The organism is Hymenobacter negativus (assembly GCF_017571495.1).
Lineage (GTDB): Bacteria > Bacteroidota > Bacteroidia > Cytophagales > Hymenobacteraceae > Hymenobacter > Hymenobacter negativus.
The window spans coordinates 539,783-565,116 of record NZ_JAGETZ010000001.1 but is presented as its reverse complement, the minus strand read 5'-3'; the positions used below and the strand labels follow the sequence as shown (position 1 = coordinate 565,116).

At 56.5% G+C, this 25,334-nt stretch carries 27 protein-coding genes and 3 tRNA genes; 15 read left to right on the top strand and 15 right to left on the bottom strand.

Annotation, left to right across the window (positions count from 1 at the left end):
* Positions 1-89: 89 nt before the first annotated feature.
* The 4 genes from J4E00_RS02465 to J4E00_RS02450 all read right to left on the bottom strand — a co-directional run bounded on the left by J4E00_RS02465 (position 90) and on the right by J4E00_RS02450 (position 3,173).
* Positions 90-2,333, bottom strand: a complete 2,244-nt coding sequence (locus J4E00_RS02465; protein ID WP_208173417.1) for a hypothetical protein — start codon at positions 2,331-2,333, stop codon at positions 90-92.
* Positions 2,334-2,361: 28 nt separating this feature from the next.
* Positions 2,362-2,483, bottom strand: a tRNA-OTHER gene (locus J4E00_RS02460).
* A gap of 40 nt (positions 2,484-2,523) precedes the next feature.
* Positions 2,524-2,635 (bottom strand) — tRNA-OTHER (locus J4E00_RS02455).
* A 334-nt stretch (positions 2,636-2,969) separates the two neighbouring features.
* Complete coding sequence (locus J4E00_RS02450; protein ID WP_208173416.1) at positions 2,970-3,173, bottom strand: hypothetical protein; 204 nt, start codon at positions 3,171-3,173, stop codon at positions 2,970-2,972.
* A 523-nt stretch (positions 3,174-3,696) separates the two neighbouring features.
* Here J4E00_RS02450 and J4E00_RS02445 point away from each other — a divergent pair.
* From J4E00_RS02445 to J4E00_RS02435, 3 genes are all read left to right on the top strand, one after another.
* Entirely contained in the window at positions 3,697-4,113 is a 417-nt protein-coding gene (locus J4E00_RS02445; protein WP_208173415.1) for a hypothetical protein, read from the top strand.
* 78 nt (positions 4,114-4,191) lie between these two features.
* The gene (locus tag J4E00_RS02440) at positions 4,192-4,605 is read left to right on the top strand and encodes a hypothetical protein (protein WP_208173414.1); all 414 of its coding nucleotides are present in this window, start codon (positions 4,192-4,194) and stop codon (positions 4,603-4,605) included.
* Between the two features lie 501 nt (positions 4,606-5,106).
* Positions 5,107-5,457, top strand: coding sequence for a hypothetical protein (locus J4E00_RS02435; protein WP_208173413.1), 351 nt, complete (start codon positions 5,107-5,109; stop codon positions 5,455-5,457).
* A 211-nt stretch (positions 5,458-5,668) separates the two neighbouring features.
* Here the strand turns inward: J4E00_RS02435 and J4E00_RS02430 are convergent, their stop codons facing one another.
* Complete coding sequence (locus J4E00_RS02430; RefSeq protein WP_208173412.1) at positions 5,669-6,748, bottom strand: hypothetical protein; 1,080 nt, start codon at positions 6,746-6,748, stop codon at positions 5,669-5,671.
* A 530-nt stretch (positions 6,749-7,278) separates the two neighbouring features.
* On the opposite strand from J4E00_RS02430, the gene J4E00_RS02425 reads away from it, so the two are divergent.
* Positions 7,279-8,022 (top strand): T9SS type A sorting domain-containing protein, encoded by a 744-nt coding sequence (locus J4E00_RS02425; protein ID WP_208173411.1) that lies wholly within the window; start codon positions 7,279-7,281, stop codon positions 8,020-8,022.
* A gap of 32 nt (positions 8,023-8,054) precedes the next feature.
* Positions 8,055-8,471: a hypothetical protein gene (locus J4E00_RS02420; RefSeq protein WP_208173410.1), complete on the top strand. Its 417-nt coding sequence runs from the start codon at positions 8,055-8,057 to the stop codon at positions 8,469-8,471.
* A 63-nt stretch (positions 8,472-8,534) separates the two neighbouring features.
* Here J4E00_RS02420 and J4E00_RS02415 read toward each other — a convergent pair whose 3' ends face one another.
* From J4E00_RS02415 to J4E00_RS02400, 4 genes are all read right to left on the bottom strand, one after another.
* Positions 8,535-9,095 carry a hypothetical protein gene (locus J4E00_RS02415; RefSeq protein ID WP_208173409.1) on the bottom strand — a complete coding sequence of 187 codons (561 nt, stop codon included), beginning with the start codon at positions 9,093-9,095 and terminating at the stop codon, positions 8,535-8,537.
* 64 nt (positions 9,096-9,159) lie between these two features.
* On the bottom strand, positions 9,160-9,522 hold the full coding sequence (locus J4E00_RS02410; protein WP_208173408.1) for a hypothetical protein: 363 nt from the start codon (positions 9,520-9,522) through the stop codon (positions 9,160-9,162).
* Between the two features lie 102 nt (positions 9,523-9,624).
* Positions 9,625-10,233, bottom strand: a complete 609-nt coding sequence (locus tag J4E00_RS02405; protein WP_208173407.1) for a hypothetical protein — start codon at positions 10,231-10,233, stop codon at positions 9,625-9,627.
* A 278-nt stretch (positions 10,234-10,511) separates the two neighbouring features.
* Positions 10,512-11,357, bottom strand: coding sequence for a DUF2971 domain-containing protein (locus J4E00_RS02400; RefSeq protein WP_208173406.1), 846 nt, complete (start codon positions 11,355-11,357; stop codon positions 10,512-10,514).
* A gap of 96 nt (positions 11,358-11,453) precedes the next feature.
* Here J4E00_RS02400 and J4E00_RS02395 point away from each other — a divergent pair, with 96 nt between their 5' ends.
* The 3 genes from J4E00_RS02395 to J4E00_RS02385 all read left to right on the top strand — a co-directional run bounded on the left by J4E00_RS02395 (position 11,454) and on the right by J4E00_RS02385 (position 13,397).
* On the top strand, positions 11,454-12,032 hold the full coding sequence (locus tag J4E00_RS02395; RefSeq protein WP_208173405.1) for a recombinase family protein: 579 nt from the start codon (positions 11,454-11,456) through the stop codon (positions 12,030-12,032).
* 1 nt (position 12,033) lies between these two features.
* Entirely contained in the window at positions 12,034-12,897 is an 864-nt protein-coding gene (locus tag J4E00_RS02390) for a hypothetical protein (protein WP_208173404.1), read from the top strand.
* Positions 12,898-13,163: 266 nt separating this feature from the next.
* Positions 13,164-13,397, top strand: coding sequence for a hypothetical protein (locus J4E00_RS02385; protein ID WP_208173403.1), 234 nt, complete (start codon positions 13,164-13,166; stop codon positions 13,395-13,397).
* A 33-nt stretch (positions 13,398-13,430) separates the two neighbouring features.
* On the opposite strand, the gene J4E00_RS02380 is transcribed toward J4E00_RS02385, so the two are convergent.
* From J4E00_RS02380 to J4E00_RS02365, 4 genes are all read right to left on the bottom strand, one after another.
* Positions 13,431-14,705: a site-specific integrase gene (locus J4E00_RS02380; protein ID WP_208173402.1), complete on the bottom strand. Its 1,275-nt coding sequence runs from the start codon at positions 14,703-14,705 to the stop codon at positions 13,431-13,433.
* A gap of 138 nt (positions 14,706-14,843) precedes the next feature.
* Positions 14,844-14,925 (bottom strand) — tRNA-Leu (locus J4E00_RS02375).
* A 39-nt stretch (positions 14,926-14,964) separates the two neighbouring features.
* Positions 14,965-15,510: an iron-sulfur cluster co-chaperone HscB C-terminal domain-containing protein gene (locus J4E00_RS02370; RefSeq protein ID WP_208173401.1), complete on the bottom strand. Its 546-nt coding sequence runs from the start codon at positions 15,508-15,510 to the stop codon at positions 14,965-14,967.
* A gap of 141 nt (positions 15,511-15,651) precedes the next feature.
* On the bottom strand, positions 15,652-15,939 hold the full coding sequence (locus tag J4E00_RS02365; RefSeq protein ID WP_208173400.1) for a putative quinol monooxygenase: 288 nt from the start codon (positions 15,937-15,939) through the stop codon (positions 15,652-15,654).
* A gap of 248 nt (positions 15,940-16,187) precedes the next feature.
* Here J4E00_RS02365 and J4E00_RS02360 point away from each other — a divergent pair, with 248 nt between their 5' ends.
* Entirely contained in the window at positions 16,188-16,397 is a 210-nt protein-coding gene (locus J4E00_RS02360; RefSeq protein WP_208173399.1) for a hypothetical protein, read from the top strand.
* Between the two features lie 118 nt (positions 16,398-16,515).
* Here J4E00_RS02360 and J4E00_RS02355 read toward each other — a convergent pair whose 3' ends face one another.
* Complete coding sequence (locus J4E00_RS02355; protein WP_317196582.1) at positions 16,516-17,379, bottom strand: SAM-dependent chlorinase/fluorinase; 864 nt, start codon at positions 17,377-17,379, stop codon at positions 16,516-16,518.
* 29 nt (positions 17,380-17,408) lie between these two features.
* Between J4E00_RS02355 and J4E00_RS02350 the strand changes: the two genes are divergently transcribed.
* Positions 17,409-18,506 carry a PhoH family protein gene (locus tag J4E00_RS02350; RefSeq protein ID WP_208173398.1) on the top strand — a complete coding sequence of 366 codons (1,098 nt, stop codon included), beginning with the start codon at positions 17,409-17,411 and terminating at the stop codon, positions 18,504-18,506.
* A 128-nt stretch (positions 18,507-18,634) separates the two neighbouring features.
* Complete coding sequence (locus J4E00_RS02345) at positions 18,635-19,066, top strand: GNAT family N-acetyltransferase (protein ID WP_208173397.1); 432 nt, start codon at positions 18,635-18,637, stop codon at positions 19,064-19,066.
* Positions 19,067-19,157: 91 nt separating this feature from the next.
* Here J4E00_RS02345 and J4E00_RS02340 read toward each other — a convergent pair whose 3' ends face one another.
* Positions 19,158-20,093, bottom strand: coding sequence for a phytanoyl-CoA dioxygenase family protein (locus tag J4E00_RS02340; RefSeq protein ID WP_208173396.1), 936 nt, complete (start codon positions 20,091-20,093; stop codon positions 19,158-19,160).
* 127 nt (positions 20,094-20,220) lie between these two features.
* Here J4E00_RS02340 and J4E00_RS02335 point away from each other — a divergent pair, with 127 nt between their 5' ends.
* The 4 genes from J4E00_RS02335 to J4E00_RS02320 all read left to right on the top strand — a co-directional run bounded on the left by J4E00_RS02335 (position 20,221) and on the right by J4E00_RS02320 (position 25,127).
* Positions 20,221-22,590 carry a ComEC/Rec2 family competence protein gene (locus J4E00_RS02335; protein ID WP_208173395.1) on the top strand — a complete coding sequence of 790 codons (2,370 nt, stop codon included), beginning with the start codon at positions 20,221-20,223 and terminating at the stop codon, positions 22,588-22,590.
* Positions 22,591-22,713: 123 nt separating this feature from the next.
* Positions 22,714-23,520, top strand: coding sequence for an enoyl-CoA hydratase/isomerase family protein (locus J4E00_RS02330; protein ID WP_208173394.1), 807 nt, complete (start codon positions 22,714-22,716; stop codon positions 23,518-23,520).
* Between the two features lie 190 nt (positions 23,521-23,710).
* The gene (locus J4E00_RS02325; RefSeq protein ID WP_236049389.1) at positions 23,711-24,169 is read left to right on the top strand and encodes a sterol desaturase family protein; all 459 of its coding nucleotides are present in this window, start codon (positions 23,711-23,713) and stop codon (positions 24,167-24,169) included.
* A gap of 58 nt (positions 24,170-24,227) precedes the next feature.
* Complete coding sequence (locus J4E00_RS02320; RefSeq protein WP_208173392.1) at positions 24,228-25,127, top strand: MerR family transcriptional regulator; 900 nt, start codon at positions 24,228-24,230, stop codon at positions 25,125-25,127.
* Positions 25,128-25,334 lie beyond the last annotated feature (207 nt).

Here is a 25,334-nt window from a genome sequence, read left to right as displayed (position 1 = left end):
TATTGCCCCGCAAAGTTGCTAAATGCCGCCCGCGCTTCAGCAGTGCTGCCCCTGCTCCGGCAGCAGAAACTGCCGGGCTGCGAAGGAAATTAGTCGACTAAGAGTTGGGTGACTGTCGCGGTGTTCTGCGCCCAAGCGGCGGTGTATGTTTCGTCGGCCTCCGGATGCCCTACCAGCTCCAGGTTCTGGGCTTGAGCCTTCACGGTCAATAGCTGGCCAATGGTCAGCTTGCTTTCCAGCTTCCGCAGCAGCGTCTGCACGCCGGCCTGGTTCAGGTTTTGCACCAGTTGGCCCTGGAAAGGCATTTCCAGCCAGATAATCTCACGCTGGGCCACGTCCAGAATCCCAAATACCAGGCCCTTCGCCAGGTTCTGCGTCACGCGCACCTGATGCTGTACGCACGAGGGGTCGTAGGCCACGCCACTCGCTGCTATCTGCATGGGATGCTGGCTGCTCATCCAGCCCACCGTGAGGTTGGGACTGAGCGCCCCGGCACTGTAGGCGTTGCACGTGAAGGTGACGTATTGCGCCTGCGCCCGCTGCAGGGCCGCCAGGTCCAGCTCGATGTATTCGGCCGTTCCAACCTGGTTGGGTACGTACTGGATGTCGCCGCTGTGTTTGCAGCCCGTCGTGACCAGCTGGGAAAACGAGCAATGGTCCATTTTAGCGGCATAGGCAATGGTGCAACTCAAATCCATGTCCAGGTGCTGCGCGGATAGGCCCACGCCCCACTGCATAAACAAGCGCACTGCCTCGCCCTCCACCGCAAACCGGGTGCCCATGAGCGCCGCCGGCAGGTCCTGCACCGTGTCGCTCCGGTCGCCAATGGCCAGGGGAATTTTGAACAAGGCCGGGTCGATGTACATGGTGCGGTGCGGTGTAGGCAGGGCCGCAAACCGCCGCCGCATGGCCAGCATGCACAAGTCTACCACTGCTGCCTGCATGGCTTGCAGTTCCTCCGGCGTGTAGTTCTTCAGCAGCTGATTAGCCTTTATTTGCTTGCTGCTGCCACCCAGAGGCTTCACCGTGCGCTTGTTGCCAGGAATGAAATAGTCCTCGGCGTACATCGCCAGCGTAACCACCAGCCGGGCCGGTACTTGGTCGAGCACTTCGGCAAACGCCGCCACGGCGGGCTCGGCCCCAAACCAAAGCATGTTGGCAAACAGCGAGCGGGCAAACAGCCCCGGCCGCTGCTTCAGCAGTGCAAAAGTGTGGTCGGCGTCGAGCCGCAACCGGAAATGGTCGACGCGCCCCTGCCATACCTCGTACGTTTGGTTGTAAAACACGTCCAGCGTTTCGCGCAGCTTGCCCAGCGCTGGCCGCTTGCTGTATTCAGCCAGCCGCAGCGCCCGAATGAAGCGCACCCACATGCCCCGTTTCGGGTGCATGATTTCGCAGAGCTGCGCGGGGCTTTGCGGCAGTGCATTCAGCCAGCTCGCCACCATGGCGGCCTCGCGCCGGCTGTATTTGAGCTTGAGGTCGGCCCGGGCTTGCGCCTGTGCCTGCGCGCTGCGGTCCACCGACCAGCCGATGCTACGGGCGTTTTTCTGTCGGCGCTGCCGGATGACTTTTGGCTCCACCAGCTGCAATAAGCCGGTTTTCTGATACCACAAGTACCGCAGAACATCAGTCGGCGTCGAGAACAGCGCTTGCGCCTGAGCGGGCTGGCCGAGCTGCACGTAGGCGTCCACCACAGCCAGGCGGGTTTCCTTCATGGCAATGGGCACCTCCGTGGGCAGCGGCAGCTCTGCCAGCAGCCGGCGCAGGCTGTCCACCTGCGTGGCATCGAGCGCTGTCTTTGAAGCCAGTAAATCGCGAAGCAGGTTTGCTACGTCAGCCTCCGTCCACAAGTCCAGTACTTTCAGCTTGCTGCCTTGCCCTACGTGTTCAATCTCAGCAAACTTGAAGGGAGTGCCGCAGAACGGGCAGCCATTGTAACGAGCCAGCGGAAAGGTATCGGGCGGAATGATGTGGCCACAGGGTAATAGGGTGCCCTTCGCCTGAAAAACGTTGGCGAAAAACGTCAGCACATGGTCCAGCCGGCTTTCGCCGGTGGGCGTGCCCCAGGCTTTCACCAGCGGCGTCCAGTTCTTTTTCACGCCCATCACCTCGCGCACCACCTCCAGCAGTTGCGCCTGAAAGTCCGGTGTCGTATGTTCCAGCGCCCGCAGCAGCGGTTCCGAAACGCCATAGCCTAATTTGGCCAGGTTGGCCACCAGCACGGCCGTGGCATCGGGCAGGGTAGGGGGCTCCGGCAGGCTGCTGGTTGAAGCGTCGGATGGAACGTAAACAGCTTTCTGGCGCAGGCTAACCTGCAGTAGGGCTTGATTCATGGAGCAGGTGGAAAGCTGCAAAAAAGTGTGAAACAGGCGGGATTCGAACCAGCGTTTTCGGAATAAGCTCAGAAGTAAGTCTTACTTGACCTGGCTTAGGTAATAATAAAACTATAGATGTCCGACGTCCTGCCATTAGACGACTGTTTCAAAAGGCGTAGCCCAGGTGCCCCACACCTAAACCACCGGGTGAAGCAGGTTGGATTCGAACCAACGACCCTAAAATCCCAGAAGTAAGCGCTGGTTGACCCTGATGGATAATTCCAGCGCTGTTTCATGCTCTACCGCTGAGCTACTGCTTCAAAAAATAAGCTGCCAACGCAGCTTGGTGACCGTCGGCCGCGAAAAAACCAGGTAATTGAACAGCTATTTTTTTCAGAAAAAGAAGTAAGCCGCTCTTGACCTGGCTTTTTCAAACCGGAACAGGTAAGTATTGGGGTGCAATGTAACAACCCGACCAGTATTTCATACTCCGAGCCTGGTATTCACTGCCGGTCCGGCGGGGCAGATGAGCCCAACCGCTCGGTAAGTGCAGTAGGCGTGCCGGTTCGGTCCCGGCTCTGGGTACCACGCAACGCAAAAATGCCAGAAACGAGGACCGGCATTGCTGCTTTCTGGCTCATTTCTGGCGTTTTTTCATCTGGCGGCAAACGAGTAGGTGCCTAGGGCCAGCGTGGCCGTGACACTGGCTAAAGCAAGGAGCGGGGAGAAGATGCCCGTCACGCTGCCGGTGGTGGCTTGGTTCTGCGGGGTCGGGTCGCTGCTGGAGGAACAGGCGGGGGCCCAGAGCAGGGCGCTGGTGGAGAGGCAGAGCGCCAGGACGCGGAGGGTTGGGGTCACGTGGGGAGGCAGAAGGGAGCATTGCGAAAAAGCATCTACGTCCTTTCGCTGGAGGGGCTCGGTGGTCAACAGGTCGTAAAACGCATAGGCTGAAAGGCCCCGCAATTTGCGGGCGTAGGTGTAGTGGCCAGGCGTCAAGGTAATTGCTAAGAAAGAGCCTTCTTTCTTGGTTCTGGGCCTTTTCTGTGTTGTAGGCTTGCTTGCGTTCGTCTCGCTCGTTGTCGTATCCGCACTATCCTCCTCCAGCGAAGAAAGGGCTTTTACGACGTTCATGATAACCCCATATCGCTCCGTACCGGGCATCGCATCAAACCCCGGCGTGCGTAGTATCTGCGCGGTTTCTTCTAGCGTTGTTCTAAAAAATTTGCGTCCCACTTGCATTAAGAATGCCCCATCCTCCACCACCGTGCGGCAAGTGATGGAAGCTTGAGGGTGGCGCTGAAGCTGTAACAAGAAACCTTTCATATGCACAGTAAAACTATCCCTCGTTAATTTAGACCACTGTTTTCTTATACTGTAACCAATGCAAGTTGAAGACCTTCGGTATCAAGCAAAGGACCGCGAATGGTTCGGGCACGTGAATACCTTTTCCTCGGTTAACGCGGTGGTGTTAACGGTGGAGGGCGACCCAGACGCGGCAAGCCTGGCCCCCAAACTGGCGTTGGTGCGTGAACTGGCCGCCGAGGTTAATCCGCTCTTGGAGCAACTCTACCAGTTGGCCTACCGCAAGTATGAGGGCACGCCCTGGGTGAAACCGCTGGCCGAAATACGGACCATGTACTACTTATTTGGGGTCACTCTTAAGCGCGACAACACCACGTGGTGGTTCGTGTTAGAGCCGGAGTTCAGCGTGGAGACTATTTACAACCACGTGCTTCGCTTTACTAGGGTCAACGGGGCAATTACATGGGCCAATTTCGACTACGAGACACCCGCCTAATCTCGCATAGCATTGGACAGAACCTAATAATACGCTCGTTAATTTAGACCACCGTTTGTGTAAACTACGTTCGTCTATATGCCCCAGCTTTTTCGTGAGGGATTCGCTACTGTCCTACATAACATGAGCAGGCATTGCGTGCTGTTGGGAGTTGGGCTTACGGCCAGCTTGAGTGCCTGTGCCCCTGCCACTAAAGGTGGCACGCCGCTGTGTGCTGGTTATTACGTCGATGAAACGGAAAGCGCATCCGGGAAGTCCGTACTTTTCCGCAAACCCGAAGAGAACTATTCGGTAATCGTGGAAGGGGATTTACTGGAAGTGCAGGGCAATTGCTTTTACATCTTTGCCACGCAACGAGGGAATGGCCAGGAGGTGATTTATACGGTGGTCAACATCTTGGAAAATAGAGGCTACTATGCTCAACCTGTGAGCAAACAGTACTACGACTCGTTATTTAAAAAAACGGTAATGGGCTACCACTTTACCTTTTGATTCACCTTCCGCCGAAACCTAGTTAGAGTATGTAAAATGGTTCGTTATTCCATTCGGACCGTTTGAGTGAACGGTACATGCTAGTCCTGTTTAGTACCTTCATTCATTCACCTTTCCCCTGGTTATGCAACGCACACCTTTGTATCTGCTTGGCTTCATGTTCCTGAGCCTTTCCTGGCCCGCTTCCGCGCAAACAAGGCCCGTCCCTGCACCCAAAGCCCACTTGGGGAAAGGGGTGCCGCGCCCCAACGGCGCAGCCGCTCCAAAACGCACGGCGCCGGCCCTAGCTGTTAAAATGGACACCGCCGCCTTTCGCCGCTCTGGCCGCCCTGCTGATGGACCTAACCGAATTCCAATCCTCCCCCAGGTGAAGAAATAAGGTAGGTGTCCTTCGTTCAGGCAACAGCTCCTGTTTTTGAACGGAGCGCGTTTAGGCCACGACCGTTTACCTGAACGCTCATTTGCATCTTGGAAGCAACAAGTAGCGCAATACCAGCTAGCATGATGAACACGACTGTAAAAGCCTTAACGCTGTTCGGCCTGATGGCCGCCGGCTATGGCCTTTTTCGGGCAGCGAATTTCCGCTTCTCCACCGTGCTAAAGGGGCCGCTACGGGTTACTTATTTCACCAACGAGCGGTTTGTCGTTGCCGGTGACCGGTATCTGACTTGGATGGATGGTGAAGTAAATTGTCCTTCTTCCCGCCAAGGCATCAGCCTGGCGACCATCGATGTCCGCTCCTTCCATTCCCTGACGCCCAGCAATAGCGCGGATATGGATTTTGCCGACAAAGACTTTACCTATACCATTCATGATGGGGAAGACCCGTACATGATGAGGGGGTGTAGATAAGTAGGCTATCCCTCGTTATTCTAAACAAAGCAGTTTTACTTTCGGACCGTTTTGCTAAACTCCTTTCCGTAGGCTGCCCGGCCCATAGAAGAGAAGTATTCCAGGTTTTCACGAAATGCCCGCTCGTTAGCCGGCAAGCGGTCGGGTAGCGCCCTGCGCCGTAAGCAGAAGCTCCGCTCCGCATCATCGAAACCAGCGGACGCCAGTAGTCCTAGCGCCGGCTGGCCCAGCGGACCAAGTAGTGCATAACCGGGTGGGCGCTGCTGTCCTGAAAGTGGCCCCCGGCGAACACCTTACCGGCGGGTGTCACGGCCAGGGCCTGGACCGTGTTAATAGCGGCCGCCGGCTCAGCCGGCCCGAGTTGTCGCCACGTGTGGCCGTCCCAGCGTAGCAGACGAGGCCGTCCGCCCACCGAATCGACCAGCTGGCCGGCCGCGTACAGGCGGCCGGCCGCCGCTTGAGCCAACGCGTAAATGGTGGCGTAGGGGTAAAGCCCGCCCGGCCCGAAGCAATGCCAGGCGCGGCCATCCCACCGCGCCACGGTATTGGCCGTATCCCCCCTGACAGACCGGTGGCCCTCGCCCCGGCCAGCGGCACAGAGGGTGCCATCGGGCAACACGGCCAGCGCGTGGACGACGCCGGGGATGCCGGCGCCCATTTCCGTGCCGTAGTCGTTGTGCGCCGTGCCGATGGTGGTCCAGGTCGTCCCGTCCCAGCAGGCCACGCGGCCGCGCACATCCGGGGTGGTCCGCTGCCCGTTCCAGAGGTCCCCGCCCGCGTATACCCGGCCATCCGCCGCGGCGGCGAGCGCGTGCACCGTCCCCGGCACCCCCCGGCCGGGGACGGTCCAGGCACGGCCATCCCAGCATGCCACGCTGCTGGCCGCGGTGTCGGTTGGGTAGGTACTGGCCGCATACAGGAAGTCGCCCCCGGCATACAGCGTACCGGTGGCGGTCACGGCCAGCGCCAGCACCGCGCGGCTCCGAGGCAGCACGCTGGAGTAGCGTTGCTGGAAGTCAGACGTGTAAAGGCGGCGCTGGTTGGCGTCCCAGCGGCGCTGCGCCTGTGCCTCGCGCTGGGCGATGATGGCTTCCTCCCGCTGCCGAAAATCGCCGACAACGCCCCACCGACGGCCATCCCAGCGGGCGAGGCCGGTGACCGCCACTTGCCCCGCCTGCACAAATTCGCCGCCGACGTACACCTCCCCTTTGGGGCCGACCGCGAGTGCCCGGACCGTGGCGGTCGGCAGGTACTGCCGGCCGTTGCTGTAATTGGTGTACTGGTAGGGCACCCCGACACCGTTGTCCGCCCCTTGGCCGAGGCTGTGCCAGCGGTGGCCATCCCAGCGGGCGACATTTCGAGCGGCTAGCCCGCCCACCCTCGTGAAGCGGCCCCCGATGTAGAGGTTGCCGTGCGCCCACACCAGGGCCAGTACCACGCCGTTCGGGCCTTCCGGGACGGAAAATCCTCGTTGCCAGCACCAGGCGAATGGGGGAGGGACGCCCTGTGCGAAGTCTGCCCAGGGGAACGCGAAAATCAGTAGTAGCAGCCGGCGAATGCGATGCAACGAAGGGAGGAGGAACATGACTATTAAATGCCGGCGCTGCTGTTATTGCACAACTGCTGTCACAAACAACCAACAAAAAGCAGCCAAGTACAGCACAGTCAATCTTAGAAACCACTAGGTCGCTCCTAATTGCTCTTTTTAGCGTTTGGGACCGTTTTCGTGAACGAGAAGCGCTTGCATAAGAAACGGAGCGCTGCGACCGGGTGCTCCGGCGTAGTTTTTGCACCAAGGGGGCCGACCCATTCCTTGCGCGCATGAAAATTTCGCTACTTCTGGCCCTGTTGCTGGTACTCAGCCGCGCGGGCTTCGCCCAATTCCCCCGCGTCTTCATCGGTAGCCTCGACGCCACCAGCCCAACGACCCGTCAGATGATGATCACCACGGGCACCGCGTCCACCTGCGCCAGCCCTAGGGCGTTTCCTGGCCTGAACCCTCCCACGCCGACCGGCACGTCTTTTTACGCCACCCACACGATTGCCAACACGGCCGCCAGCCCGATGTGTTTTACCCTCGCCCTGAACTCGACCTGCACCGATGCGCGGGCCGGCCTGCTGGTCAGCGCGTACGCCGGCACCTTCGACCCCGCTAACCTGGCCACCAACTACCGGGCCGACAACAGCATTTATGTTGGCCCCCCGATGACGCGCTCCTGCTCGGTAGAGGCCGCTGCCGGCGAAACGCTAGTGCTGGTGGTTTCCTCCCTCGACCGAACGCCCTGTAGCCGCTACGCCCTCACCGTGACGGCGGCCGCCGGGCCCTTGCCCACCGCGACCGCCCGGCCCCGCGAAGCCCTGCGCGCCGCCCCCAACCCGGCAACCGACCGGCTTACCCTGCACGGCACCCCCGGCCAGGCCTATCAGTTGCTCAATCGGCTGGGCCAGACGGTGCGTGCCGGCGCGGTGTCCGAGCAACCCGTCGACGTCAGCACCTTACCCGTCGGCCTCTATTTGCTGCGCGACCCCGCGACCGGCCGCGCCAGTAGAGTAGTTAAATTATAGGCTCGTTTACCATTGGACCCTTTTCCTGAACTATGGTCATTCTAAAAGTAGCAGGGTATGTGGACCCGGAGACCGTCGCCGAAATAAAGCGCCGATTTGCCGATGCCTACCCGGAGTTGAAGGGAATGGGGTTATTGACTCTATTGACCCGACGCAACCCCGAAGAAGTTCACATCGGTCACCGGTTTCGCTTTGGACTGGACAAAAGGAGAGAACGCGTTTTTGCCCTCGACTATGAGTTGGTGTTTGTCACCCAGCAGTACCTTAAGCCGTTTCCTTCTATTCCCGCCGGGTGGCACACCATCAGCCTGTTTCGGGTGTTACAGGACTCTGCTATTTTCCGGGACACGTTGCCCTTGGCGCATGACTGGTACGATAACACCCAAAACCTATACATCTCCGATTTGCCCCCGCTGACTACACCGCAGCTTTTTGAGCAAATCAGCTGACGCTATGGCCTATTCGGCTTTATCTGTTGTTTGGACCGTTTCGCTAAACGGCTGGTACTTGCCTTAAAGAGCCTCTTGGCGAAAGCAAATGCCTTCCAAGTGTAGGGTATCGGACCTGAAAGTGACCTCGTAGGCCGCATCATAGCGGCAGTCCAGCACGGCGGCATTCCAAGGGGCGCTTTTGTCCACGGCGTACAGCGCGGCCTGGGGCAACAGGGGCGCGGGCAAGGTCAGCGCAGCGTCGAAGAAGCACATCCAGCCCCGTAACGGCAACAGCGTTCGCGTGTCAGGATTGACCGAGAACCGGGCTCCCCGCCAAGGCAGGGCGGCTGATTCTTCGGCGGTAATGACTTCCGCCACCACCAGCTCCGTTGCGTCGGCCGACCGGAATAAGGCAAAATTGCCGGTCTCCGTGTTGAAAAAGTGGTGTTGCGCATCGAACCGAAACAGAAGGTCTTGTCCCATTGCTTCGACCACCTCCCAGTACCGGGTCCGGTCGTGTTCAGCACCCTGCCAAACCTGCGCGCTGGCCAAAGAGCAGACGCACAAAGGCGCGCCTTCTGTTTCGCCGTAGGCAACAAACTCGCACACTTGGGTTGTCATGTCAGTTTCGATTTCGGCCAAGTCAGGTAGTTAGGCCCTAAGTATGTTACTACGCTCGTTAATTTAGACGACCGTTTTCGTGGAATTATAGCCAAGAACTCAAGAATGCCAGGAAGCCGTAGGAGAACACGCCAAGCAACGCGTAGAACACCCTTCTATTTCCCTTGTCTCCTTGATAGGCGTCCCAATAGCTGGCGGGGTGCCTCGTGTAGTAGAGCACACTTGCCCCCGCCGCCGTCCCGCAAAGAACAACGTACAACAAACGAGAAATGGGGGGCAAGTACTCGTTGTCGAAAAGCTTCATCAGCAAGGCGTAAAGCCCAATGATAAAAAAGGCGAGGAACAGCCATAATCCCGTATGCGCAGTGGCTATCCGACTGTATGGAGGCTGTCCTTTGGAAGCAAGGTTATAATAGCAGCGGAACAGCGTGTCCAGTAAGCGGAGCATGGTAGGATAAAAAATAGTCGTATGCGCTGGGAGAACACAAATATGTTTAACAGTTCTTAATCCCTCGTTAATTTAAACCACCGTTAAAGTGAACGGGTGGGCTTAAAAAACACGGTCCTCGTCCGTTAGCGTTGCTCGCCACGCCTCGATTTCCGGGTACTCCACCCCTCGGAACAGAAGCACACGGTGGGTAAGTAAGTACTGGTATTGTGATTCGGTCAGCAGCAGAAAATACACGGCCTCGTCGAATCCAATTGGATGGTAGGCCGCATCGGCTCCTTCTTGGTGGAACAGTGAATTCAGAAGTCTGGACACCCCCGCCAGGTAGTCGGGATAGGTACGAAAGAGAAAGCCCCCGGCGTGTTCCCCGGCCCGAACGGTGAGTTCACCGCTGTGGGGAGCGATGGTACACCGCGGGGCGTGCCGCCCTAGCGGGGAACGGTCCAGCAACCGCTGGGTGAACGGGCGATAAAAAGCGTCGTGGCCGTGCAGCCGAATGGCTAGGTCCCGTTCTACCATCGAATGACCGACAAACTTTTCCCAAAAGGGCAGCAGCAAATTATTGATGCTCAAGAAATCGAGTTCCAGCCCCTGGAAGAAAGCCTCTTCGCGGGCCATTTCTTGCGGCGTTACCACGCCGCTGCTCACCAGCATGGCACACAATTCTTGGATTTCTGCCGGGGAATAGTTTGTGTCGATTCTTACTTCCATTGGCTTAGTGCGAGACCACAATATAAATGCTCGTTTTGCTGAACTGCCGCTGACCAGCTCACTTTAGCGGCTAGCGGGGCAGTCGGCGTTCAAAAAACTGGTTCAGTTAATGAGTTCAGAAAACTAACCTTCGAAGATGAGTTTCGTGAACCGCAAGGTCTCCAATAAACGGACGTTTTCTGGAGGGTTTTATCTAGTGCCAAAACGGCCCGGAAACGCAGTTTTCCGGGCCGTTTTTTTACACCCTTTTTTGGAGGCTGTTTTTGCTTAGTTTAGGTTTACCAAGTTCTATAGGGAATTTGTGACTTATGTATTTTCGGGTACATACCAAGTTTCGGGTACAGCATCATTCTAAAAGCATTGAAAGCTAGTGTTTGCTGAGCACTTGGCCCAACTATTACTTCGTTAACATGCAACTCCCTAATGTTTGGGTTGTTGTCGGGATGCAGACCCGGATAAATAGGGATTTCAAGGTTGAGGTAAGGGATAATGATATTATGACCGCTTCTGAACTGCAAGTATTCCTTGATGTTTCCCAAACGGCTTTGATGGGCTATCATTCTCCATTCCCTTTCCTCACCAAAAGTCGGGTGCTTTATCAGGCCCAGCAGGAAAAAAGACGAGATTATTTTATCTGAAATGGCCTTTTTGGTGTACTTAGCCGCGTTTCCTAATTGGTAATCGGCATGAACTTGTTCAGGTCTCAGCCCAATAATTCTGTTTAATATAAACTCCCGTTGGGCTTCCTCTTCATATACACATGGTTCGAAAATGAGCTTGTACTTCGCAACCATCTGGTCCAGATGCCAATCATCAAAAGAGAACGAATATCCTCCGTTCGGACAGTAACCACGCCACTGGCTCAGTAAATCTGGTGATTCTGAGAGGGAAAAGCTGTAAATATCTTGAAAATAATCAAAGAAAATAATGTCTTGTATTGCGTCCTGAAAGTCTAGTAATGGCTCATCGGTATTGACGTCTTTAAATTCTTTTAGAACTTTAGTTAACATTTCGACAGCATATGACCATTCTTCAGCATCGTTCATATACAAAAGATGCGAAAACCATAAGCGCTTGCTATCTAGCATGCCTAATACTCCATTAGCATCGGAGTAGTGGTACAAAGGTGGACGTGGAGCAGAAGTCCTTACGTGATTTGAAATCATGATTCTTATAAAGGAGAGTGATTAATTCGTTGAATAATACGAACTAATTCGAATATGAGAGTTGCAATCTATGCTCGCGTTTCTACGCGCGACAAAGGCCAGGACCCGGAGAACCAAGTGCACCAACTCCGCGAATTCGCCGAGAAGCACGGCACTATATACAAGGTGTTCACCGAGGAGGTATCCGGTGGCAAGTCCGACCGCACCGAATTCAAGCAGCTACTCCTCGAAGCCTACCAGAAGAAGTTCGACCTGGTCGTGTTCTGGCGCCTGGACCGCTTCAGCCGGGAAGGGGCGCTGCCCACGCTGAAGTACCTGAAGGAACTGCGCGACCATGGGGTGAATTACAAATCCTTCACCGAGCCCTACCTCGACTCCCTCGGGCCGTTCGGCGATGTCATCGTTTCGATGCTGGCCACCATCGCGGCCCAGGACCTGATTAAGATTTCAGAGAATACCCGAGCGGCCCTGGCCAAGAAGAAAGCGGCCGGAATGAAGCTCGGTGCCCCGACAAAAGCTTCGGTGGTGGTAGAGCAGGCGCGGGACCTCAAAGCCCAAGGCAAGTCAAACGGCTTCATCGCCCGCACTCTGGGCATTTCTCCCAGCACCGTTGCGAAATATATTACTGCTTAATATGAAAACAGGAACAACCAGGGGGCCCGCAGATATATGCTTACTGTGCAGGGAAAGACCTGCTGATAAGAGAAACGCTCATATAGTTACCGATTTTGCAACGAAGGGCCTTTTTGGGGAAAAGCACCAAGGGAAGTTATACCTAATGGTCGTGAAGGGGGATGACATATCCTTTGAGAAGAAGACTCAGCAATCGACCCCAAAAGAGGACTTTATGTTGTGTTCCGAATGTGAGCGGCGTATGGGAATAGTTGAAACAGACATAAGCAACTCTTTTTACAGGCGCTACCGGAAGGCAAATCATCGTGCTGATTTTCCGATAGTACACAGGAAATTACTGGGTGGAAACGAGCTCAATTTCTTATTACCCTCAAAGGTCGACTCATTGATGTTTAGCCTATTTGTATGGATGCAACTATGGCGAGCTTCCGCCTGTCAACATGAAGCATTCAAGCACATTAAGCTATCAGATGACCAAGAAGAGCAGTTACGCTTTCACCTGTACAACTTCCTTAAAGGTACCAAGCAGCAAACCCTAGACTTCTCGGCTAGCCATCGTGATAGCTTTGCACCTTTTGTTTACAATGCAATAATCCCACAAGGTCGGATTAGAGGTGATGCTCAGGTGCTTGGCATGAGAAGCATATATGATGGTCCGAGCATGGCGTATGTTGCCGGGCTGCTAGTATTTTATCATTTTGGATTAGCTGAAGTGCCTCGAATGGGATTTAATGACGGTAGTAGGAGTTTGGAAATACCTATGGTTACAGTTAAACAGTGGGACCAATGGAAAATGCGTTCCATTCTTCCTTCTTCATATCATCCATTCATGCACTTATTTCCCACTGTAGTCAACTCACTTTGACGAGCGGATAGTGTCCTTTTTCTCGGTAAGAACAATGCCAAAATTTGACCATTATACTTATCTGCCGTGTCAAATTTATGGTGGTCACATCGTTATGATATTTGCTCAAAAAAATGCCCTAGCAGACAGTTAGGGCATTTTTTTTGCAGTATGTAATGCGCCGTGAGGTTGCATCGTTTCAAGGCATTCTACCACCACGCCAAACCGATGGACTATTTGATTAGCATTGGCGTTGACGAGGGGCAAACACATCATTTCCCACATTTATGAGCACCAGTACAGAGCCCGCCCAACTCCCTATGCCTGAGCCGTCGCTCAGTGTGAGCAAGTTTTATGCGTTGAACGATGACATGGATGCGGTACAGGCTGTCCTGCGCCGGGTTTTCTTCGAGTTCCTGCGCACCGGCCAAACGCTAACAGAGCCCGAGATTGCTATGCTTCACTCTGTGGCGAATTTGGTAGCGGAGCTAGGCACTGAAAAGCGAAACATCGCAGCATAAAAAAAAGGCCCTGAGCGTTCTCAGGGCCTTTTTTTATGCCATTGCCAGCTTGGCCAGCTCCGCACCGATATCCTGGGCATTGAGTTGCTCGATGGCTGCACGCTTCATGTCGGCGTCGACGTGCACGTATTTCATGGTCGTCGTAATCTTGGAATGCCCCATTAGCTTCTGAAGCACTTCCACCTTGCCACCCCGCCGGATGAATTCGGTGGCAAACGTCTCGCGGCCGACGTGGTGATGCATCCGCGATTCAATGCCCAGCCGCTGGCCAATGGCGACGAGCAGCCGGTTAGAGGTAGGGTCGGCGTAATTATAGAACCCCGGCAATCCCTCTTCTTCCTGCGCATCCTTTAGGTAGCCCAATGCCCGATAGGTAAGGGGCAGCATGCTTTCCTGTAGCGTTTTGGCGTAGGTCTTGTGCATTTTCCAGGTCATTTCCTGGTTTTCAATGGTCGCATTTTCAATGTTTTTCAAGTCCCCCAGGCGCAAGGAGGAGCAGCAGTTGAAGAGGAACCGGGCCAGCACCCGCCGGTGATTGGTGCGCGGGGCACACATTTTATAGTAGGCCTCCAGCTTTTCCAGTTCAGCGGTGCGTAGCGGCTTCCACTGGCCTTTCACTTCCTTATTTTTAAAGTCGGCGTAGGGGTCCTCGAATTTCTTGCGGTCTTTCCGGGCCAGGCTCAGGTACGTTTTCACGTCTTTATGCCGGCCCCACCGCGTGTTGGCGCCCGGCACGTGCTTCTTGAGGTAAGCATCGAACTCATCGGCAAAATCAGTCGTGAGCGTGCTGAAGGGAATGAATGGCCGGAATTTTACCAGGGCGTTGTAAGTGCTCAGGTGGTTTTTGCGGGTCGTAACGCTGATTTTTTCCTTGCGGAAACGCTCCTGCACTTTGGCTTTGTAGTAGGCGCAGAAATCATCCTTACTGCCGGACGTGCTGTATTCCTGCTTGAATCGCTCCAGTGTCAGCGTCTGGTCGCTAAGGCGCCACACAACAAATACTTCGTTGGCTTTGGCCAGGGCCTTCCCAATGGCCAGGTTGTGGTCCCGCACTCGCCTGGCCAGCAACTGCACGGTACCGCCGGCCGCAGCCGTCAGGCCCTCCAGCATGGCCTTGTAATCCGGGCCGCGTTCGGCAGGGGGGAGGGATGCCAGGCACTGGCCGAGTTCTTCGTCGAAGAGTTCGGGCGGCCAGTTGATTTTCAGATTGTCAACCCACACCTTCCGCTCGATGATGACTTGCATCTGCACCTGGCAGGTACCATCGGCGCGTGCCGGCTTACGAAGCTTCACTTTTGCAGAGGTCATGTTTTACAGAAAAAAATGTTGTTAAACAGTTGTTAAACCACAAATGCAAAAAGCCGAAAACCGACCCCCCACAGATGATGTGAGAGGTCGGTTTTCGGCGATTCTGACCGCGTTTACGTGGTCAAATAACAAAAAAAGTACCCGGAGCCGGAGTCGAACCGGCACACCTTGCGGTATTGGTGTTTGAGACCAACGCGTCTACCGGTTCCGCCATCCGGGCAGGATGAGCTTATTTCAGAACAATTCCGCTCTGCCGGTATCAGGAGCGGGCTGCAAAGGTAGCAACTTGCTGCTGGATGCGCAACAGATACCGCTTTTTTAGATAGTACGTGCGGATTTGTTGGAGGGCCGCCGGACGGTGGTCGCCGGGGAGCTGCTCATACCCAGCGAGTACGGGCTCGATGCCGGCGTCGAGCGTTTCAGAAATAACTGTGACTTCGGCGGCCACGGTGGCTTGCGCGTCGGCGTCGGGCTCCATTTCCAGCTCCATAAGCTGCTCGTTGAGGTCCATCATGTCCATCAAAAAGTCGGGCGGGAGCTGCTCCTGCTTGCCTTCTTCAAGCAGGCCATGTGAGCGCAGGAGGTAGGCCATGCGCTGGTCGGGGTCGGCGAGGGTGCGGTAGGCATCGGTATTAAGGGTGGCCTGGCGCAGCATCTCGGCCTGGTTCTCGGGCGAGGACGTGGCGTGGAAATCGGGGTGCGTTTCGCGGCTTTTGGCGTAGTAAAGGCGCTTGAGGGCTGCCTCGTCGGGCCGGAACGACTCGGTCAGGCCGTAGAAAGCGAAGTAATCGGGAGAATCGGGCATAAGTAAAGATAGGCTGGGATGCAGCTGGCAGTCGAAAGCAATACCGCTCAAACCGCTCGATGGTTTTGTCATACTTCAGCCATTGCCCAGGCCGCACCATCAGGCAAACTGTGCCAATAGTACGGCCGGCTGGCAGAAAGGCTACTGGACTGTCACCGACGAGAAAGCCACTGCCGAAGCCGCGAAGAGCCGCTTAGTAGCTGGCCAAACCTCCCCAAACAGCACCGATTTTCGGTAGGTATTTAGCGCCGCCTCATCGTCCCAGCGGCTGTGGGTACAGTAGATGGCTGGGTTCTGCAGGTCTTGCCAAAGCTCCATCGACTGGCAGCCGGGCTGCTGCCGAATTCGGTCTTCGGAAGCGCGGAAAATGGCCAGGAATGCCGGAACATTCTCCGGCTCAAACGTCATACGAACAATTCGGATTAGCATGCCGCAAAGATGCGGCGCAGTCAGCACAACCATTGTCATCCGGCCCGGCTTGTTCGAACAGTATACTTTTTTCGCTTTTAAAGGTTGCCGGGATTAAAGCCTCATTATAATGAGAAAGTTACATTCGCCATAGCTTAGGTTGTGTGCAGGTATAATGCCATGCTAATCAGCTTGCTAGCCAACCCATGAGCTTAATGCTCGTAAAGGATGGCCAAAGAATTATCTTCCTTTTACATTCTAATTGTTCCATGAAACGTTCCTTTTTGCGCCCCTTCGCCCTGTCCTTGCTGGCCGTCCCAGCCCTGGCCGGCGCCCTCACGCTGAGCAGCTGCAACAGCCAGCCCACAGCCACCGAAGCTGATAAAACCGCCACCGTGGTATCGGAAGACACCAACGCGGCATCCGATAGCTCCGCCGTAACCGCCACGACCGACAGCACTGGCACTAAGGCTCCATAAGTACCCAGTAAGTCTGACAGAAAAAGCCCCGACTCTGCATTGAATCGGGGCTTTTTCTATAAAAGGCTATGCCTCTTCTTGAGGATTACCACCCTTCGCTCGCAATAAAAGCCTGCTGTTATTCCACCTTAAACCGCACGTCCACCTGCGAATCGAAATGCAGGCCCAGTAGCTCCGACGCGTTGCCTTGGCAAATGCCCAGGCACAGGCAATCCTGACTATTGAATACAGCCACGGCCTCGCCGGGAGGAGCGGCCGAAAAGTGCGGGTGCAGCTCGTGCACCACGTCGCGCCCGAAGTGAATGGTGAAGCCCCGGCCGTGGCCCACCGCCTCCACCGCCGTGCGCGAAATGTTAGTAATCAGGTTGCCGTAGTGGTCCACATGCGCCACGTGGCCGGTCACGCGGTGGTCCTGCAAGCGCACTTGGCGGTTGTTGAGCTGGTGGAATGTGGTTACCAGCGGGCCGAGGTCGGTGAGGGTCGCGCCTTGGGCCAGGGCCACGGCGGCGGGCAGCAGCACGTCGCGGGTGGGGGAGGCGGTGATGGCGGCGGGCAGGGCCACCAGCTGCTCGGGCGCGCCGCTGGTGAGCAGGGCCAGAATGCCATTGTCGCCGGCCACAAAATAATGGCCTTGAAACAGCGCCACCTGCCAGCCCGGCTCCGGGCCCACGCCGTGGTCGTCCACGCCGATGACGTGGACGGTGCCCGCCGGGAAATCCCGAAACACAGCTTGGAGAACGTGAACGGCGTGCGCGATGTTAAAGGGTTCAACGCCGTGGCTGATGTCCACGACGGGTAGGCCGGGGGCCAGGTGTAGCAGCCGGGCTTTTAGCGCCGCCACGTAGTGGTCGCGGTAGCCAAAATCTGTCAGCAGCGTAATCAATCCCATGCCTTCGTTCCGTAGTTTTTCGTAGTATTGTTCCAGCGCCCGAACCGGGGCAAAAGTAGCCGGTTTGGGGCGATAACGGGCGGTTTTTCCCACTCCCAATCTCTTTCCCCCTCTCTTCCAACTTGGTCGAAAAAATCATCACCCTCGAAAACGTGTCTTTGGTCGATTTCCTCGGCCCCGACAACCAGAATATCCGCCAGCTGGCCGCCGCTTTTCCCGGCTCCAAAATCATCAGCCGCGGCAACGAAATCAAAATCCAGGGCCAGACGGAAGTCATTGCCCGCATCAACGACCTGCTTTCCTCGCTCATCGAGCACTACCACCAATACGGCCAGATTACCGATAAAACGGTGAACCAATACCTCTCCGCCACCAGCGAAGAGGCCGAAGGCCGCGTACTAGCCGCCTCGCCCGACGTTATTCTGTTCGGGGCCAAAGGTGGTGTTATCAAAGCCAAAACCCCCAACCAGCAAAAGCTGGTGGATACCGTGATGGCCCACGACCTTACCTTCACCCTTGGCCCTGCCGGCACCGGCAAAACCTACATTTCGGTGGCACTGGCCGTGCGGGCGCTCAAGAACAAAGAGGTGAAAAAAATCATCATCTCGCGCCCCGTGGTGGAGGCCGGCGAAAGCCTGGGCTTCCTGCCCGGCGACATGAAGGAGAAGGTAGACCCTTACCTGCGCCCGATTTATGACGCCTTGGAAGACATGATTCCGGCCGAAAAGCTGAAATTCTACCAGGAGAATAAAATCATCGAAATCGCCCCGCTGGCCTACATGCGCGGCCGGACCCTGAACAACGCCTTCGTGCTGCTGGACGAGGCCCAGAACACCACGCCCTCGCAGTTGAAGATGTTCCTGACCCGTATGGGTCCCACCGCCAAAGTGATGGTGAACGGCGACCGTAGCCAGATTGACCTGCCCACCCGCCAGAAGTCGGGCCTGATGCAGGCGCTCGACATCCTGAAAAACGTGAAGGGCATCGGCTACGTCGAAATGACTTCCGAAGACGTAGTGCGCCACCGCTTGGTGAAGGAAATCGTGGAAGCCTACGACAAATTCGACAACGACGAGCAGCTGCACCAGGCCCAGGCCAACGGCGCTACTCGCCGCGATGAGCGCCACGAGCGCCGCTTGCGCGAGCAGGGGCTGCTCGAAGAAGCGCAGCCGACTGTTGAGGAGCCCGCCTTGCCCGTGAACCACGAGCAGGCCTTATAATACGAACTGCATAAATCCCCTCTGTCATCCTAGGCGTAGCGAAGGACCTTATCACGATTGAATCCGTTGTTCAACCGCAGTAAGGTCCTCCGCTACGCTTAGGATGACAAATTTTTTACATGATACCCATGCCTGCTACCGCCTACCGCATCACCGACCTGCGCGACCTTGACGCTGCTTTCACCATCCGCGAAAAAGTATTTGTAGAAGGCCAGGGCGTGCCCGCAGCCCTCGAAAACGACATCCACGACCGCACCGATGCTCGCCACTACCTGGCTCGCGCCGCCGATGGCACCCCCGCCGGCGCTGCTCGTTGGCGCGAAACCGAAAAGGGCGTAAAGCTGGAGCGCTTTGCTGTGCTGGAAGGTTTCCGCAACCAGGAAATAGGAGCTACGATACTCCACGCCGTGCTGGCCGACGTGCAAGCCGAGCTACCCGATGCCAAAATTTACCTGAACGCCCAATTGGGAGCCGTGCGGTTTTACGAGCGGCATGGCTTCCAGAAAGAGGGCGAACTGTTTGAGGAAGCCGGGATTCAGCACTACAAAATGGTGCTGTAGCCTGCCCTCTGTAAGGCCACGCCCTCATGCGCATGCGAGTGCCAACTGATACCTCATCTGTGCACGGCGACGCGGTCTCGCAGCGTCCATGCTACAGCAGCGCTGGGCGCTGGGTGATTTCGTGGTAGCAGATGTGAGCCTGGCTGAAATAATGAAACACCATGCTCTTACGCGTCTGCGTAGGGTCGGTGTGGGGCTCGCCTCCGTGCATCAGGTTGGCGTGCCACACAAAAACGTCGCCTTTGCGGGCCAGAAAAATCTGCTTTTGCAAACCCATTTCAGCTACCCGGCCGGCGATGAACCGCTCGTATTCAGAGTAGTCTTTGTCGCCGATGAGCCAATCGGTGCCCTCGTTGTGGTAGTCGGCGTTGAGGTAGTAGGGTAGCTTGTGGCTACTGGGGTAGTAGTGCAGTGGGCCGTTGCCGGGCGTGATATCTTCGAGTGCTACCCAGGCCGCCGCCATGCCGCCCAGCGGAAAGGTGCTCATGTGAATGCTGTCGGAATGGGTGCGCTGCTGGCTGCCGGTGAGAAAGTTAATGCTTTGAAAAAGCGTGGCATCGTGCCCCAGCAGCGCGGAAATCAGCTCCCGCAACGCACCCTCGCCCGCCGCCCGAATCTGCTCGGATTTGCGGAAGGCAAACATGAACTTGTTGCGGTAGCGCAGGCTTATTTTTTGAGTGGCAATGAGGTTAGCTAAATCCTTATTGATAGCATCTGCTTCCTCGGTGCTGAAAAAGCCGGATAGCACCGCAAAGCCATTGTCCTCAAATCCTTGCAGACTGGTCTGACTGGCTGCGGGCAGCGCCTGGAAGGCCGGCACAGCGGTTAGCCGGCTGGCCAGCGGCAGCACCGGCGGCAGGCCGGCATCGGCTGGCAGGTGGGCAAAGTCGCGACTGCTGATGGGGGAGTAGTACTGCTTATTCAGTCCCAGCTTTTGATAAACCGGCAGGTTATGGGCCAGTCGGCGGCGCTGAAACACATTGTAGGCAGCATAGCTAAGCTTGAGGCGGCGCAGAAAGGAGAGCATGAGCAGGGCAATGTTTCGAGGCCCCAAGATACAGCCGTCAGTAGCTGCCGAGCAGATTAAAGTTGGGAGTTGATAGGTAAAACACTACATTGCTCGTTGAATATATTCTTCTTTTTCTACCGCTTATATGATTACCTGGGCTGCTTTCCCTTTTGTGCGCTACACGCCCGCCCTGATTCTTGGCATTGTGGGCTACCTCTACCTGGGAACTGATTGGCCAGAGTTGTGGCCGGTTGCCCTGGGCCTGACCGGGCTGAGCGTGAGCTTTCTTTTCTGGAGCACACGCCAGCGCAACCCCACCTTGGTAGATGCCGCCGGGCTCCTGTCCCTTCTCACCATCGTGGCCTTCGGAGCTACGCTCACCCAGCGAGCCACCGACAGCCGCCGCGCCGACCATATCTACCGCTTCGCCAACAAAATAGAATGCTACCAAGCGGTAGTGGACGAAGCCACTGTGGTGCGCGCTGCTACCTATGCCACCACATTGCGAGTGCAGGCCGTGCGCGTAGCGGGCCGTTGGCGGGCCGCCACTGGTGGTGTGCGGGTGTCGCTGCCCCGCGTGGCAGGCATTGCGCAGCCCCAATACGGCGAAGTCTGGCTCATTCGCGGCCACCCCGACCCCAGCAAGCCGCCCCTCAATCCCGGCGAGTTCGACTACGCCCGCTACCTGGAGTACCGGCAGGTGTACCACCAACACTATGTCCACCCCGACCAGTATCGGGTTCTGCGGATAGCTCCACCCAATCTGCTCATTGCCATTAGCATGCAAACCGCTGCGCAACTCGACGGCGTGTTCAAGCACTACATCCATGCCAAGCGGGAGTATGCCATTGCCTCGGCGCTGGTGCTAGGCATCAAAGACGATGTGGATGCGGAAACCAAGCAGACTTACAGCAGCACGGGCACTTCGCACATCATGGCGGTGAGCGGCTTGCAGGTGGGACTGCTATACCTTGCCCTGACGTGGGCGCTGAAAACGTTTTTCGGCCGGGTGCCGGGGTTCCGCATCTGGTCGGCACTGCTGGGGCTGGGCGTGATTTGGAGCTATGCCTTTCTCACGGGGCTTTCGGCATCGGTGCTGCGGGCGGCGGTGATGTTCACCTTTCTGATTATTGGGCGGGCCTGGGGACGGCAAAGCTCCATCTTTAATACGCTGGGCGTGGCGGCGTTTTTTCTGCTGCTCTGGAACCCGTTTCTGGTGGCGGATGTAGGCTTTCAGCTCTCGTTTTTGGCGGTGTTGAGCATTGTGTACGTGCAACCGCGCATTGCCGCGTGGCTCGATGTGGAGGGCTATTTCTACGCCCTTCGCCGGCCTTGGCATCCTACGGCAGTGCAGTGGTTCTGGAAGGGTAGTGGCTGGTCGTTGAATAAGATATGGCAGGCCGTGGCGCTGTCATTGGCGGCACAAGTAGCTACGTTCGGACTAGGGCTGTATTATTTTCATCAGTTTCCGTTCAGCTTTTTGTTTTCCAATCTGGTAGCCGTGCCAATTTCGAGCGGCGCGGTGTACGTGGGGTTGGCATTGTTACTGGTAAAGGGTTTGGTTGAATTGCCCAGCATGTGGTTTCCGAAAGCCGCCGAATGGCTGGATTGGGGGCCAAAAAGTGTTGCCTGGATTTTTGAGAAAATGGTCTGGGCTTTCAATGAATACATTGCCTTTATCAGCCACCATTTTTCCGACTGGGTGGTGCGCGAGGTTCACGTATCCGCCTTGCAAACGGTGCTGCTTTTTGGTATGATTGGAACCGGCCTGGCTTGGCTCAATACGCGCCGGCTGGGCTGGTTGCGCGGCACGGCGCTGCTAATGCTGTGCTACGCTAGTAGCCGGATAGCCGAAGCTCGCGCCGTTGCACCCACCGAGGAATTCATCGTGTACAGCATTCCGCGCCGCTCAGCAGTGGGGTTCTGGCAGGGCGCAGCAGCCGAATTCGTCACCCCCGATTCGCTCCCACTCACCGAAACCGAGCGCACCTACCGCCTGCTGCCGGGCATCATTCAGCGGGCAGCGCGGCGCACGGCCTACCGGATAGGTTGGCGCGGCTGCACGGTGCCTGTTGCGCGCCTCGCCGACCCGGATAGCGCCAATTCAACGTTGTATTTCAAGCCTGGCCCCGTGGTGTTGGTTCATTGGCGCGGCCTGCGGGTTGCCTTCATCTCCAATCGGATTTCCACGGCCACTGCGCCCATACCCGTTGATGTGCTGGTGCTGCGCCGCAACGCCCGCGTAAAGCCTGAGTCCGTAGCAGCAGTATTCGGAAATAAAGCCCGGATTGTCTTCGACTCATCCTGTAAAATCTGGTACGTGGCCCGACAGGACTCCAGCCTGCGCGCCCATGGTTTTCGCACCTGGGACGTGACGGCGCAAGGTGCCTTCCGCTGCCCACCGCCGCTGGCCGGAAAGCCATATCAGGCAACCCTGGCCCCGGGTCGCTTCGAGTTAGAACCGAAACAGCCAATGAGCCCGCTGTCAACCAGTTTCGACGCCTCAACCCAGTGATTGGCCGAGTTTGGCAGTCCATCCGCGTATTTTTTGCGTTAATTGCCTCAGAGGATGCCACCAATTCACCCCCGGCGGCATCTAGTTTGTCAGTACCCATCCGTCCGCGCCGTTCCCGACCCTATGGAAAACCTGCTCACCCCCGAACTCGAAGCCCTTCGCTACATTCAGTACGAAGTCCAGGACCGCATCGGCTACATCACCCTCAACCGCCCCGATAAGCGTAACGCGCTGAATTCTGACGTGGTAACCGAGCTAAAGCAGGCTTTTGAGTTTGCTGAAAATGACGACGAAGCCAAAGTAATTGTGCTGCGCTCGGCTGGTGAAGTCTTCTGCGCCGGCGCCGATTTGGCCTACATTCAGGAACTGCAAGGCTTCGGCTACACCGATAATCTGGAGGATAGCACGCACCTCATGCAGCTCTTTCACCAGATTTATACGCTCAAAAAGGTCGTGATTGGACAGGTGCAGGGCCACGCGCTGGCTGGCGGCTGCGGCTTGGCCGCCATCTGCGACCTTACCTTTGCCGTACCCGAAGCCAAATTCGGCTACACCGAAGTAAAAATCGGCTTCCTGCCGGCCATCGTCAGCGTATTTCTGCTGCGTAAAATTGGTGAGGCCCGCACCAAGCGCCTGCTGCTCACCGGCGACCCGATTTCGGCCCAGGCGGCGCTCGATATGGGTCTTATCACCTTCTTGGCGCCTAAGGAGGAGTTGGTAGCCAACGTACACGCCTTTGCCCAGCGCATGTGCCACGAAAACTCGGCCCAGAGCATGGAAACGACCAAAGAGATGCTGGCCCGCCTGCCCGAGCTCGACCTCGAAGAAGGCCTGCGCTACGCCGCCCAGCAAAACGCCGAAGCCCGCGGCTCCGAAGACTGCCGCCGAGGCATTGCCGCCTTTTTGAGCAAGGAAAAGATTGGTTGGTAGGCTTGTGATGAGTGATGGTTAATAATCAGTGGTTAGTGACCAGGTAGTGTGATTCCGCTGATTGTTAATTACTAATGCTTAATATTTAATCACCGAACCCGTCATTTCTGAACAACCCTTTTCCTGTTCTGGTTACCCCTGCATGAGCGTTCTCGCAGCCATTAGCATTACCCTTGCCACCTTTGGATTCATGGAATTCTGGGCGTGGTTCATGCACAAGTTTGTGCAGCACGGGCCGCTGTGGTTTTTGCACCGTTCGCACCACGTGCGGCACCCACACCCGGTGGAACGCAACGACCTGTTTTTTCTGATTTACGGGGCTATTTCGGCGGCTTTGTTTATCACCGGTGATAATGGCTGGCGTTGGTGGTTTTGGGTGGGTGTAGGCATTGCCTGCTACGGTACGGTGTATTTTTTTGTACACGATGTGTTGATTCATGGCCGCCTGCGTTTTTGGAAGAAGTCGCAGAATGCTTATTTGAGGGCCCTCAATATGGCCCACAAAACCCACCACAAGACCACCGGCCGCGACGGCTCGGCCGAGTTCGGTCTTTTATGGGTATCACCAAAATATTTGGACCTGGCACGAAAGCAGTTAAAGATTAAAAAAGAAAAAATTAAGAATGAACACAGCGCAGCAGAATATTAAGGCAGATTCCGCGCACTAATTTTTAATTCTTCATTCGTAATTTTTTAATTTATTTGAAATGGGCCATTACTCCATCAGCGACCTAGAGCAGCTTTCGGGCATTAAGGCGCACACCATCCGGATGTGGGAGCAGCGCTATGGCCTATTGCGCCCGGTGCGCACGCCCACCAATATTCGGATGTATTGCAACGACGACCTGCGCCGTCTGCTCAACGTGAGCACGCTGTGCGGCCGGGGCAAGCGTATTTCGCAGGTGGCCTGCCTCAGCGATGCCGAGATTCAGGCGGCGGTACTGGCCTGCTGCGACGATTCCCACGACTATCACCAGCAGGTGAATGCGCTGCTGGCTGCCATGCTCAGCTTCGATGAGCAACGCCTTAACCACCTGCTAAACGAAGCTGCCGACCGCCTGGGCTTCGAGAAGATGATGCTTTTTGTGGCCTATCCGCTTCTGCAGCGCATTGGCCTGATGTGGCTGGCCGGGACCGTAAATCCGGCCCAGGAGCACCTGCTGGCGCATTTGCTGCGCCAGAAAATGCTGGCGGCTACCGATGCCCTGCCGTGTGTGCCATCATCGGCTCGGCGCTGGGTGCTGTTTTTGCCCGCCAATGAATTGCATGAGTTGGCGCTGCTTTTCATGAACTATGCCCTCCGTGCCCGCGGGCAGCACACGCTTTACCTAGGACAGAACCTGCCCACTATTGAGTTGCGTGCGGTTTGCGAAGAATACCGGCCCGATGCTGTTGCTACCGTGCTCACCTCACAGCCTGAACGCAGCAAAGTAGGAGATTTTGCCCGTGAGGTTGTGGCTCTGTGCCCCGATAAGCTGGTGGTACTCTACGGCGCGCTGGCCCGGCAGGAAGGCTTGGACTTGCCCAAGAACTGTGTTACGCCCGAATTGATGACCGATTTTCTGGCGCTGGTGGCTGAGCACGAGCCGGAGCCTGTGGCCGCCTAGCGTGAATAGGAGCGGGTTTGCCCCAGCTTGCTATAATGCTTCCTTCAACAGCCCGTGCCGCAAAGACACTTCTCTAACACGTTGGGGAAAAAGCTTCACACAAACATCATGGGACACCGAGAATTTTCGTCGGATTAAAACACCGTCGGGCGTACCTTGCCGCGCCTGAAGGAAGGTGTTAGGCGTGCCGAGCAAAATACTTTCGGC